This is a genomic window from Paraburkholderia sp. GAS334 (genome assembly GCF_050436625.1).
In the GTDB taxonomy this organism is placed as follows: Bacteria; Pseudomonadota; Gammaproteobacteria; order Burkholderiales; family Burkholderiaceae; genus Paraburkholderia.
In genome coordinates this window covers 73,055-86,107 of sequence record NZ_JBNDMO010000004.1, presented here as the reverse complement: position 1 = coordinate 86,107, position 13,053 = coordinate 73,055, and the positions used below count along the sequence as shown (strand labels likewise).

At 61.1% G+C, this 13,053-nt stretch carries 8 protein-coding genes; 6 read left to right on the top strand and 2 right to left on the bottom strand.

Annotated features, from left to right (window positions below):
• Positions 1 to 71 precede the first annotated feature (71 nt).
• Positions 72 to 521 carry an ester cyclase gene (locus tag P3T21_RS09315; RefSeq protein ID WP_429255643.1) on the bottom strand — a complete coding sequence of 150 codons (450 nt, stop codon included), beginning with the start codon at positions 519 to 521 and terminating at the stop codon, positions 72 to 74.
• Positions 522 to 671: 150 nt separating this feature from the next.
• On the opposite strand from P3T21_RS09315, the gene P3T21_RS09310 reads away from it, so the two are divergent.
• A complete protein-coding gene (locus P3T21_RS09310; RefSeq protein WP_429255642.1) occupies positions 672 to 908 on the top strand; it encodes a hypothetical protein in 237 nt (78 codons plus the stop codon).
• 38 nt (positions 909 to 946) lie between these two features.
• On the opposite strand, the gene P3T21_RS09305 is transcribed toward P3T21_RS09310, so the two are convergent.
• Positions 947 to 2,434, bottom strand: a complete 1,488-nt coding sequence (locus P3T21_RS09305; RefSeq protein ID WP_429255641.1) for a hypothetical protein — start codon at positions 2,432 to 2,434, stop codon at positions 947 to 949.
• A gap of 633 nt (positions 2,435 to 3,067) precedes the next feature.
• On the opposite strand from P3T21_RS09305, the gene P3T21_RS09300 reads away from it, so the two are divergent.
• Genes P3T21_RS09300 through P3T21_RS09280 form a run of 5 tightly spaced genes read left to right on the top strand, consistent with a single transcriptional unit; the run spans position 3,068 to position 13,053 of the window.
• On the top strand, positions 3,068 to 3,724 hold the full coding sequence (locus P3T21_RS09300; protein WP_429255640.1) for a TetR/AcrR family transcriptional regulator: 657 nt from the start codon (positions 3,068 to 3,070) through the stop codon (positions 3,722 to 3,724).
• Positions 3,717 to 5,036: an efflux RND transporter periplasmic adaptor subunit gene (locus P3T21_RS09295; protein WP_429255639.1), complete on the top strand. Its 1,320-nt coding sequence runs from the start codon at positions 3,717 to 3,719 to the stop codon at positions 5,034 to 5,036. The genes P3T21_RS09300 and P3T21_RS09295 overlap by 8 nt, the downstream gene beginning before the upstream one ends.
• A complete protein-coding gene (locus P3T21_RS09290; protein WP_429255638.1) occupies positions 5,033 to 8,407 on the top strand; it encodes an efflux RND transporter permease subunit in 3,375 nt (1,124 codons plus the stop codon). Before P3T21_RS09295 ends, P3T21_RS09290 begins: the two co-directional genes overlap by 4 nt.
• Positions 8,407 to 11,523 (top strand): efflux RND transporter permease subunit, encoded by a 3,117-nt coding sequence (locus P3T21_RS09285; protein WP_429255927.1) that lies wholly within the window; start codon positions 8,407 to 8,409, stop codon positions 11,521 to 11,523. The genes P3T21_RS09290 and P3T21_RS09285 overlap by 1 nt, the downstream gene beginning before the upstream one ends.
• Before the next feature lie 21 nt (positions 11,524 to 11,544).
• The gene (locus P3T21_RS09280; RefSeq protein WP_429255637.1) at positions 11,545 to 13,053 is read left to right on the top strand and encodes an efflux transporter outer membrane subunit; all 1,509 of its coding nucleotides are present in this window, start codon (positions 11,545 to 11,547) and stop codon (positions 13,051 to 13,053) included.

Below are 13,053 nucleotides of genomic sequence, written 5' to 3'. Positions count from 1 at the left end.
TCCCCTGGCCTGTTCCGGCGCTCCATGCGTACGGCGTTGCCGGAAGCAACCGGCAACGCCGTACTCTCTGGTTACGCTACCTTGATCAGTCCGAGTTGCTGCAGGGCAGTGACGCCATCATCCAGGCCGATCTCTTCGACGATTCTGCCGTCCTGGAGTCGAAGCACGGTCGTGCCGGTGAAACTCATCTTCCGGCCGGTCGCAGCCGGGAGCGATCCGGCGAGGAAATCGCTGAAAGCCGCACCTGTGTGCGTGCCGCCACCTGCCCAGCGACCCACCACGTAGTCACCTTCCGCGATGAGATCGGCGGCGCCCCAGAAGTTGAGGTCCGGGAAGGCTGCGCGAAAACCGGTCATGAATGCCTTGATGTCCTCGCGACCTCGACGAGGTTCGTGCAGCGAGTACTGCAGCAGCATATCGGGAGCAGCAAGCTCGTCGACGATGTCGAGGTTGCAGGTCTTGCCCCAGAACGCGGTAAACCAGCGGCCGACAATGGCCTTGTTGTCGTCTTCCTTAGACATGGCGGTTCCTTGATAGCTCAGGGTTGAACGAGGGAAGCACGATTGGCTTTCCCTGCCTGAACACTATCGATTCGAACCTTCCACCGCGTTCCGTTTCTTGCTGTGATTTTCGGGAATTCGCGATGCGTCGGGTGGTGTAGATCCCGGTGGATGCCGAACGCCAGCGCATGTGAGATCGCCGCTTTTCGCGGGCATACGGACAACCCGCGAATCCTGAAGTTTGTCGTCCGCGAGCCGTTAAACACCGGAAATACGTCGGAAGGCATTCTGAAGGGGTATGCGTGGTCACGCACGTTGTACGTCGTTGTGGGCGTGATGCTTGCACAGGGCGGGGTGTTGACGGCTGTCAGCGCGGCCGTGGGCTGGGTGATGATCCGGGATCGATAGCAGGCGACATCTGAAGTAAGCCAGACTCCGCATGCCTGTCACCGCGTGAGTTCGTACAGCCGATGCTCGGGCAGTGTCGCGATCAGTCGCCATCCAGGTAAAGTTGCGGAGAGCCGCGCGTGAGGATCGAATACGGCGAGATAGACCCTCGAGAACCGGCTTTGAAGGTCCGGAAAGCGGGTTTGTAAATCGGTTGCCCACGCACGCAGCTTGAGATCTTCTGCTCGGGTGTCTTCATCGCCTCTCTGGCCTCCAGTCTGGAATGCTCTCAATGCTGTGTTCTCGGGCCGGTAAAGTACCGGTTGCTGCCCCGCTTTCAGATAGAGATCGGGCACGAGAATCCCGTTAAGCGTCGCGAGTGCGACGACCTTGTCCAGATAAGGATTCCAGCGGTGTGGATCTCGCAGCGGGATTGGATAATTCGTGTCCTGTTTGTATTGAACAAGGACGGCGCCGGGCTTCAGTGAAGCGAACGCATCGCGGTAGGCCTGCATGACGGGCCTCGCGGCTACCCAGTCCTCAGCCACGGTCCCCACACGGAACAGAAAGACGAGAACCAGCATCGCGGCGCCTGCCCGTTGAAGCCGCGGGTCCACCATTCGTACATCGAGCAATGTGGTTAGCAGAAACGCGAAGCTCAGCGCGCATCGCTCAACGATGCCGTACGCCGCAAAGGCGGAGAACGGTGTAAGGATCACAGCCACCGGTAACGCGATGATGATCAACCGGCACTCCGGCTTGCAGGTCCACCAGCGTCGCACGGTGCCGACGATCGCGGTCAGGAAAAGGCTGACCAGTATCGCGATGTCGGCCGGGCGATCGCCTACCGTCAGCGCCGCGATGCATAACCGGATTCGCCAGGATATCTGAAGGAAGCCAAGGTCGATCGCCTCGCTTAACCCACCGGTGCTGCTGTGCCATAAAAGCAGAACCGGCAGCACCAGCGGCACCACCGTGGCGGCGACGTGACGAGACAACGAGCGACCTCGCAGGTCCTTCTCCTGAAGCAGGCAGCCGAGTTCCCAGGTGCCTGTGACCAATGCGAAAACGCCGAGTGGAAACAGATGGCAAAAGTAGATGAGGAGCGCACTACTGCAGGAAACGAGAATTCGGGCGATCGTCGACTGTCGCAATGCGACGTGGGCGGCAAGCGCCCAGAGGCATAAGCCAAAGCCGAACAGGTTATTGGCATACCCACGAATCAGTATCCAGTTATACAGCAGCAGGAAACTGATCAGCGGCACCAGCGACCAGCGGCCATTGATCGCGCGGCTCAGCATCAGGCACCCCGACGTCAGTAGCGCGAGTGCTGCCAGGACGAACAACGCGGCGGCCTGTTCTGCCGACATGAATTTCGTCAGCAATGGGGCCACCAGGTCCATCGCAAGGTCCGGCATGACATCCCATCGGACAACAAAGTTGCCGGCGTAGGCTCCCGGATGGGCAAGGATGTCTATCCTGACAATGTTGTAAAAATGTTGGCCGAGTGGAGGAACCGGCAGGATCAGAAAGGGAAGCGACGCCACGACGGTTCCAACGAACCAGATGCACCAGAGACGCAACGGCGCGATGCCGGCGATCGTCCGCGCCTGCGGATGCGCAGCAGCGGGCTGATACTTTAAGGTGCGAGAGCTGGACATAGGATGAACCCGTTGACGGCGATATCAACAGTTCGAAAACGCGCGATGCGGAATCCGCTCAGACAGATATCCGCATGGTCAGATCCAACTGCCACCCAGGCGCGCTGCATTGCATCCGGCCGAGCCGGCATAAACGCTTTGCAAAAAGGGTGCACGTCGACAGACGTTTGAATGTGGCTGATGCGGAGTCGCCCCGCTAAGGCAGGGGCGGGCGGTTACCGTTGATAGTGACCGGCTCACGCGGGTTGGTATGTGCGCAAACGAACCACTGGACGTCTGGCCGCCTGGATAACGCGCCGTGCCCCGTGTATGAGGGCGTGTGATCCGACGCTGATGCAACGCGAGGGCGAACGGGTTGCGCCCGGGTCATTACCCCGGCCGCCGCAGGCAGCAGAAGACAACGTTGCTGTCTGTCGTGTCAGCTGACGATTTGCGTGAAAACCGGCCAATCCACAGCTTGACGACACCGTGTTAGCTCAGCATCATGTATGTGTTCACACACATACACACGGACATGATGTGAAATCATCTCCAGCGCCGGTAAGAGCACGCCAGCGGGACCGGCAGGCCACTGAGGAAGAGCTGATCGCGGCTGCGGCCGTTGCCTTCGCGGAAAGGGGCTTCGAGAAAGCCACCACACGCGGTATCGCGGAGGCGGCCGGTTGTTCCGAAGGGCTGATCCAGCGCTACTTCAATGGCAAGGAAGGGCTGCTTCTAGCCGTGTTGAAGCGCGAGAGCAGTGGGCAGCGGGACCGGTTTTTCGAACGGCCACTGTGCTCCTCAATGATCGACGAGGCGCGCGAGATGATCTCTCACGGCATGGCTGCCCTTGCCGAACGCTCTGAAACGATCCGTATCGTTTTTTCGCGCGTGTTACTGGACCCCGCGTTCCAGGCCGATTTCCAGCGCATCTCGACCCGGCAGGAAGTCCGGCGAAGCCTTAAGGAGCGTTTCTCACGCTACGTCGATGCCGGCATGATCGACCCGGCGCTCGATCTCGACGTGGCGACTGAGTTGCTGCTGGGCTTCGTCTTTCAGTTGGCCTTCATGCACCGCGAGTTGCATCAGACTAAAGCAGCGGACATTGAGCGGATGGCGGAGGGTTTCGCGGCCCTCTTTGCCCGCGGTGTGGCATCTGTGCCGTCAGCCAGGAAGGGCGCAAGAAAACATGAATGAACCGAAACAGGCCGGGGACGAACCCGAAGAAGCGCGCAACGGCCATACGGATTTCGGGCCTGCTTCCGCGCGAGGCGCGCCCAACGGGCGCCCGCCCGCGCGCAAACGTCATTGGGTCTTGATCGGCGCGGCAATCGCATTCGCCATCATCCTGGTGTTGATCGTGGTCCGCAAACCGAAGAGCGGCAACGAAGAGGCGGAAGCACCCCAGGCCGTTTCAATCCGGACAACGACCGCGCATCCCGGCGATATGGGCGTGTATGTCGAGGCACTCGGGACGGTGACGCCTGTCGCCACGGTCAACGTGTACAGCCAGGTGAACGGAACCGTAGAAGCCGTGCATTACACGGAAGGGCAGATGGTGCGTCGCGGGGACCCGTTGATCGACATCGATCCGCGCGGCTACCAGGCGCAACTGCAGCAGGCCGAAGGGACGCTACAGCATGACCGCGCTGTTCTCAGACAGGCCGAAATGGATCTCGCGCGGTATCAGGAAGCGTCGGGTCAGCAGGCGATCGCGCGTCAGACTTACGAGGACCAGCGACTCATCGTCGAACAGAATCGGGGAACCGTGAAGAACGACGAAGGGCAGGTCAGGTACGCCCAGGTCCAGTTGAGCTATTGCCACATCACGTCGCCAATTTCAGGGCGCATCGGCCTGCGTCTGGTCGATCCGGGCAATGTGGTGTTTTCGGGTAACGCGTCTTCGATCGCCGTGATCACCCAGTTGCAGCCGATTACCGTCGTGTTCAACGTCGCAGAAGATAACCTCACGCAGGTTCACGATGAAATCACCCAGCGTGCTTCGCTGCCGGTCGATATCTTCGATCGTTCGCAACAGACAAAGATCGCGACCGGCAAGCTGCTGACGCTCGACAACCAGATCGACACGTCGACCGGGACGGTCCGCTTTCGCGGGCAATTCGACAACGCCGGGTTGAGTCTCTATCCCAACCAGTTCGTCAACGCGCGCCTGCTGGTCAAGACCCTGACCAATGTGGTGCTCGTACCCACTGCGGCGTTACAGCACAACGGCACACAGGCTTTCGTCTATGCGCTTGCTGGCAATACCGTAAAAATGCGAAACGTCTCCGAGTTGTCGACGGAGAACGAAGTCGCGGCCGTCAGTGGAATCGAAGCGGGAACGGTCGTGGCGATTTCCAGTTTCGACAAGCTTCAGGATGGTTCCAGAGTCACGGTCCAGAACGTGGCTGCGCCAGGCGGGAAAACGCCGGCTAGTGGTGGTGCGGGTGGTGCGAGTGGCGCGAGTGGCGCGAGTGACGCAGGCACGCAGGCCGGCAAGCCGTCATGAATCCGTCGCGACTCTTCATCATTCGGCCGGTTGCGACCGCGCTGTTGATGATCGCCATTCTGGTCATCGGTCTCGCTGCGCTTCCGGGTCTGCCGGTATCGGCGTTGCCCGAAGCCGATTACCCGACGATCCAGGTCAAGACGTTCTACCCGGGCGCCAGTCCGGATGTGATGTCTTCGGCGGTGACGGCGCCGCTCGAGCGGCAGTTCGGTCAGGTCGCGGGCCTCACCCAGATGACGTCCACGAGTTCGGACGGCAGTTCGGTCATCGTTCTGCAGTTCGCGCTCGCGCTGAATATCGATGTCGCCGAGCAGGAAGTGCAGGCCGCCATCAACGCGGCCACCAGCTTTTTACCGACGGATCTGCCCGCGCCTCCCGTCTACAGCAAATCGAATCCGGCCGACGCGCCGGTCATCACGCTTGCGCTGACGTCTAAAGCATTACCGTTGTCGGCGATTGAAGACCTTGTCGATACGCGGCTTGCGCCGAAGATCTCGCAGCTCAGCGGCGTCGGACTCGTGACGATCAGCGGCGGCCACAAACCGGCCGTACGGATCCAGGCGAATCCGGTTGCGCTTGCCTCATACGGCCTGAACCTCGAGGACCTGCGATCGGCGCTGACGACCGCCACGGTCAACATGGCGAAGGGCACATTCGACGGCCCCGCGCAGGCGTTCCAGATCAACGCCAACGACCAGCTCCTTGCGGCGAAAGGCTTTCGCGAAGTCGTCGTGGCGTACAGGAACGGCGCGCCCGTGATGCTGACCGACGTTGCGAAAATCACGGACGGTATTGAAAACGCGAAGCTGGCGGGCTGGAAAAACGAAACGCCGGCGATCCTCGTCAATATCCAGCGACAGCCGGGCGCCAATACCATCGCGGTCGTCAACGAAATCCAGCAACTGCTGCCGAAGCTGAAGGCCACGCTGCCAGCGGCGGTCGAAGTGACGGTCCTGACGGATCGCACGACCACGATCCGCGCTTCAATCAAGAACGTCCAGTTCGAGCTCATGCTGACCATCGCGCTCGTGGTGATGGTGATGTTCCTGTTCCTGCGGAGTCTGGCCGCGACCATCATTCCCACGGTTGCGGTACCGCTTTCGCTGATCGGCACGCTGGCGGTGATGAATGTGCTCGGCTACAGCATCAACAATCTCACGATGATGGCGTTCACGATCGCCACGGGCTTCGTCGTCGACGACGCGATCGTGATGATCGAGAACATTTCCCGCTTTCTGGAAAAGGGCATGGCGCCCATGGAAGCCGCGCTGGAAGGCGCGCGTCAGATCGGCTTCACGATCGTGTCGTTGACCATTTCGCTGATTGCCGTCCTGATTCCGCTGCTGTTCATGGGCGACATCGTCGGCCGGCTGTTCCGGGAGTTCGCGGTCACCTTGAGCGTGACCGTGCTCATTTCCGGCGTGGTGTCACTGACCCTGACGCCGATGATGAGCTCGCGCCTCCTGCATTACACGCCTGAAGCCGAACAGAACCGTTTCTACCGCTGGACGCAGCAACGGTTCGACCGGATCATCGCGGCCTACGGACGCAGCCTGCGCTGGGTCTTGAATCATTCGACTGTCACGCTGCTCGTGGTGCTGGCCACGCTGATTCTCACCGTATTCCAGTACATCGAGATTCCGAAAGGATTTTTCCCGCCGCAGGATACCGGCATCGTCCAGGCGATTTCGCAGGCGCCGGAGTCGACCTCGTTCGTCGCCATGTCGCGCAGGCAGCAGCAACTCGCAAGCGAAATACTCAAGGATCCGGCCGTCGCGAGCCTGTCGTCGTTCATCGGTCAGGACGGTATCAACACCACGCTCAATAGTGGCCGGATCCAGATCAACCTGAAGCCGATCGACGAGCGCGGCCTGACCGCCAGCGAAGTCATCGATCGTCTTCGCAAACGCCTGCGCGACGTGCCCGGTGTCCAGCTTTTCCTTCAACCTGTGCAGGATCTGACCGTGGACGACCGGGTCAGCCGCACGCAGTATCAGTACACGCTCGAAGATCCGGACACACAGGAACTGAACCAGTGGACCGATCGCGTCGTGGAGAAGCTGAGGACACTCCCGGAACTGATCGATGTCACGACTGACCAGCAGAACAACGGCATCAGTACCCATCTCACTATCGACCGGGCCACCGCGTCGCGTTTTAATATCACGCCGGACCAGATCGACTCGACGCTCTACGACGCGTTCGGCCAGCGCCAGGTCAGCACGCTGTATACGCAGTCGAACCAGTATCACGTCATCCTGGAGGCCTTGCCGGAGTTTCAAAAGAATCCGGCGCAGCTCAATCGCATCTACATTCAGGGCAGCACGAACTCCAGCACGGCGCCAGCAGCGCAGAGCACGTCCGGCCGCACGTCGCTGAGTTCAAGCGGGACGGTTTCAAGTCTCGTTGCGTCGTCCAGTCAGAACCTTTCCGCGACGACACCCATGACGGTGCTCGCACCCCGCACGTCAGGTTCGGGTTCGGGTTCAGGTTCCGGTTCAGGCTCGTCATCGTCAGGGGCGAATTCTGGTTCGAACAGCCAGAACACAGGTAATGGGTCGAGCGGCTCGTCAGGGAGTTCGACGTCGCAGTCAACGCCGGTGCCGCTCAGTGCAATCAGCCGCTTTACCGTCAGATCGTCGCCGCTGACGATCACGCATCAGGGGCAGTTTCCGGTCGTCACGATCTCGTTCAACGTGGCGCCGGGCGCATCGCTGGGACAGGCTGTCACCGCTATCCAGCGGGCCCAGCGTGACTTGAAGATGCCTGCGAGCGTCCAGTCGGATTTTCAGGGCACGGCAGCTGCGTATGAAAACATCGGCTCCAATGAGGCGTTGCTGATCCTCGCCGCGCTCGTCGCGGTCTACATCGTTCTCGGCATTCTGTACGAAAGCTTTATCCATCCCGTCACCATTCTCTCCACGCTGCCTTCCGCGGGCGTGGGCGCATTACTGGCGCTGCGTCTGTTCCACGAGGACCTCGGCGTCATCGCGGTGATCGGCATCATCCTGCTGATCGGCATTGTGAAAAAGAACGGCATCATGCTCGTCGATTTCGCGCTGGAGGCCCAACGCACGCGCGGGCTGAACCCGGTCGAGGCTGCCTTCGAGGCCGCACAACTCCGCCTGCGGCCGATTCTGATGACGACATTCTGCGCGCTCTTTGCCGGTTTGCCGCTCGCGTTCGGCTCGGGCATCGGCGCGGAACTGCGCCGCCCGCTCGGCATTGCGATGGTCGGCGGGCTGTTGTTGAGCCAGGTGCTGACGCTTTACACGACACCCGTCGTCTACGTCTTCTTCGATGGGCTCGCGAAGCGTTTCCGGCCGCGCAGCACCCGGCCCGATGGGCCGCAAACGCTCGATGAAACGTGATTAACATCTCGTCACCTTTTATCAAGCGGCCGGTAGCGACGACGCTGATGGCCATGGGGATCGTGATCGCCGGCTTGATCGCGTTCAAACAATTGCCGGTGGCTTCGCTTCCGCAGGTCGACTTTGCGACGATCACCGTCGCCGCGACGCTGCCGGGCGCGAGCCCCGAGGTGATGGCGTCGTCGATCGCGACGCCGCTCGAACGCCAGTTCGGTCACATTGCCGGCGTGACGCAGATGACGTCGTCGAGCACACTGGGCGTCACTTCGGTGACGCTCCAGTTCGATCTCAGCCGCGATGTCGACGGTGCCGCGCGGGACGTCGAAGCTGCCATCAATGCCGCGCGCACCGACCTGCCGGCCAACCTGCCGTCCAATCCGACGTACCGCAAGATCAATTCGGCCATCGCGCCGATGATGGTGTTGAGCCTGACCTCGGATTCCACCGACCGCGGCAAGCTTTACGATCTGGCGTCTTCGATCATCTCGCAGAAGATCGCGCAGTTACAGGGCGTCGGGCAGGTTCAGGTGGTGGGAAGCTCATTGCCGGCCGTGCGGGTCGATCTGAATCCGAACCAGCTCTACAGCTATGGCATTGGCGCGCAGAATGTCGCCAAGGCGCTGTCAGTGCAGAACTCGAACCGTCCCAAGGGCCAGTTCAGCGATGACCTGACGACCACGGTGATCACCGCAAACGACCAGATTTCCAGAGCGCAGGATTTCGCGCCGCTGGTCGTCGGCTCCAGCAACGGCAAGGTGGTTCGTCTGCGCGATGTCGCGCATGTCTACGATTCGGTGCAGACGCTTCGATCGGCGGGCTACGTCAACGGCAAACCTTCGGTCATCCTGCTCGTGTTCAGGCTGCCAAACGCGAATGTGATCGAGACGGTGGATCGCATCAAACAGGCGATGCCTTCAATCCATGCCTCGATGCCCGCGAGCGATCACCTGCAACTCATGCTCGATACGACAACGACGATCCGGTCTTCGGTGAACGATGTCGAACTCACGCTCGGCCTGTCGATTCTGCTGGTCATCGGCGTGGTGTTCGTGTTTCTGCGGAGTCCGGGCGCGACGTTGATCCCTGGCGTCGCCGTCGCCATCTCGCTGATCGGCACCTTCGCAGTGATGTATCTGCTGGGCTTCACGCTCGATAACCTTTCGCTGATGGCGTTGACGGTTTCGACGGGTTTTGTGGTCGACGATGCGATCGTGGTGATGGAGAACATCACGCGGCTGATCGAGCGCGGTGTGCCGACGATGCGCGCGGCCTTCCAGGGCACCCAGGAAGTCGCGTTTACTGTGATCGCGATGAGCCTGTCGCTGATCGCCGTATTCGTGCCGATCCTGTTCATGGGCGGCATCCCGGGTCGCCTGTTTCATGAATTCGCGTTCACGCTCGCGACGTCGGTTGCCATTTCGATGGTGATCTCGCTCACGGTGACGCCCGCCATGTGCGCATACCTGCTCAAGCCCGCGAGGCAGGAACAGCATGGCAAGCTCTATCAGTGGAGCGAGCGCGGCTTCGACAATATTCTGGCCGCGTACCGCACCACACTCGGGTGGGCGATCCGGCATCCCCGCTCGGTGATTTTCAGCCTCGTGCTCACGCTGGTGCTGAACGTCGTTCTGGCCGGCATCGTGCAGAAGGGGCTCTTTCCCCAGCAGGATACAGGGACGATTTTCGGTGGCTTTCAGGGCGCACAGGATGCGTCGTTTCAATCGATGAACCGGTCGCTCATGGCGATCCAGAGCGTGATCAAACAAGACCCGGCCGTTGAGAACGCGGCCGGTTTTACCGGCGGGCAGGGTGGTCCGGGCGGCGGCGCGAGCAACGCGGGATTTGTTTTCATCACGCTCAAGCCGCGCGCTGAACGGGACGTGACCTCGACCGAGGTGGTCGACCGGCTGCGTTCGAAACTGGGCGCGATCGCAGGGGCATCGACGTTTCTGCAGGCGGCGCAGGACGTCGGCGTCGGCGGCAGACAGAGCAATGCGCAATACCAGTATCAGCTTTCCGCCGATACCGTCGATGCGCTGAGCGAATGGGCTCCCGCGCTGTACCACGCGATGCAGAAGATGCCGCAGATCAAGGACGTGACAACCGACCAGCAGAACAACGGTCTGCAGATCCTGCTCAACTACGACCGGACGACGGCAGCACGATTCGGCGTTACGCCGAAACTGGTCGACAACGCGCTCTACTACGAATTCGGCGAGTCGCAGGTGTCGACCATCTATACGTCGCTCAACCAGTATTACGTCGTGATGCAGGCGAACCCTGCGCTCCTGCGCTCGCCATCGACATTGCAATCGACTTACGTTCACGCATCCGGCACGGGTGCGGTGCCGCTCGGCGCTTTTTCGACCATGCGGGTGTCGACTTCACCGCTTTCCGTCAATCACTCGTCGTTCTTTCCTTCGGTCACGATCGCGTTCAATCTTGCACCGGGCGTCTCGCTCGGACAGGCGACCACGCTCATTACGCAGATGCAACGGCGCCTTGGGACGCCCGCGAACATCACCGCGCAGTTTGCTGGCACCGCGCAGGCGTTTCAGAGCTCGCTGGCAAGCGAGCCTTTCCTGATCCTCGGGGCGCTCCTCACGATCTACATCGTGCTGGGCGTGCTTTATGAGAGCCTGATCCATCCGATCACGATCCTGACGACGCTTCCATCCGCCAGCGTGGGCGCCATGATTGCGCTGATCCTGTTTCATAGTGAACTGGACGTGATATCCCTGATCGGCATCTTCCTGCTCATCGGGATCGTCAAGAAGAACGCAATTCTGATGATCGATTTTGCGTTGCAGGCAGAACGCGTCGAGGGGAAGAGCACCGAGGAATCGATCTTCGAAGCCTGCATGCTCCGCTTCAGGCCTATTCTGATGACGACAGTTGCCGCGGCCCTTGGTGCATTGCCGCTCGCGCTCGGTCACGGTGCGGGCTCGGAGTTGAGACGACCGTTGGGGATCGCGATCGTCGGCGGCCTGATCTTCAGTCAGATACTCACGCTCTATACGACGCCCGTGATCTATCTGTATTTCGACCGCATGCGTCAGCGTTTCAATCGCCGCCGCAGACGCCACCCGACTGGTGGTTCACCCGTGCAAACCTGATCAGATCTCGCCGAGAAAGCCATGCAGAAGTCAGCTCTATTTGCCGGTCCTCCACTGCGCACACTGGCGTGCGCGGTGCTATTCGCCGCGTTATCGCTGGAGCAGGGGTGTACCGTCGGCCCTGCCTACGTGCGTCCATCCGTTGCGACGCCAGCGTCCTTCAAGGAGGCGGCGCCTGCTGTCGCACCGGACGGCACCACGTGGGCGCCCGCCAGCCCGCAGGACGCGGCGCAGCGGGGCGCGTGGTGGAAGATCTATCAGGAACCCGAGCTGGATGCTCTGGAAGACAGGCTCAACAGCTCGAACCAGAATATTGCGCAGGCGTACCAGAATTTCATGGCGGCGCGTGCGCAGGTGAGTCAGGCGCGCGCCAGCTACGCGCCAACCGCCACCCTTCAACCTGCCGCCACGCGGTCCGGGTCATCCTTTGCAGCCGTCGGCGTGCCGAGCCGCGGTACGCGGTTCACGAGCAACGACTTCAACTTTCCGCTGGACGTGTCGTGGGAACCGGACCTATGGGGACGCATCCGCAACACCGTGAGGGAATTCGCCAGCGCGGCGCAGGTCAGCGCCGCCGATCTGGCAAACAAGAGGCTTAGCGAACAGGCCAATCTTGCTCAAGACTACTTTCAACTGCGCGGTCAGGACGAGCTAATCGCGCTGAACGAGCAGACCATCGAGGCTTACCGTCAAAGCCTGACCTTGACCGAGGTGCTGGGCCGCACCGGCATCGACAGCGCGCAGTCGGTTGCGCAAGCCCGCTTGAATCTGAAAACGGCAGAAGCGTCGGCGACCAATCTGCGTCTGGCGCGCGCGCAGTATGAACACGCTATTGCATTGCTGATCGGCGAACCGGCGTCATCGTTCTCGATGCCGGCACGGCCGCTCACCACGGCGCTGCCGGAGATTCCTGCGGGCGTGCCCTCCGAACTTCTCCAGCGACGTCCCGACATTGCCGCGGCGGAGCGATCGATGTCGCAGGCGAATGCGTTGATCGGCGTCGAGACGGCGGCGTTCTATCCGACCGTCAACCTTTCGCTCTCAGGCGGCTTTCAGAGTGCCTTGCTGCAGAACTGGTTCACCTGGCCGGCGCGGTTTTTCTCGCTGGGTCCGTCGGTATCGGAGACGCTCTTCGATGGCGGATTGCGCACGGCGACCGTCGCGCAATACAAGGCGCAATACGAAGGGACCGTGGCTGCCTACCGCCAGACCGTGCTGACTGCTTTCCAGCAAACGGAGGATTACCTGGCCGCACAGCGCATTCTCGCGACCCAGCTCGAACAGCAGAAGGAGGTGGTCGACGCTGCACGCCACTACTACGATCTGGCGATGGTTCGCTACCGGACGGGCGTCGATACCTATCTCAACGTTTTTGTTGCACAGACCGCGCTGTTTTCCGACCAGCAGTCAATGATCACGCTTCGCGTGCAACAGATGACCAGCAGCGTTCAATTGATCGAGGCACTTGGGGGCGGCTGGGATACTTCCCTGCTGCCGTCGGAAAAGGATGTGACGTCGTCGCAGGATTGA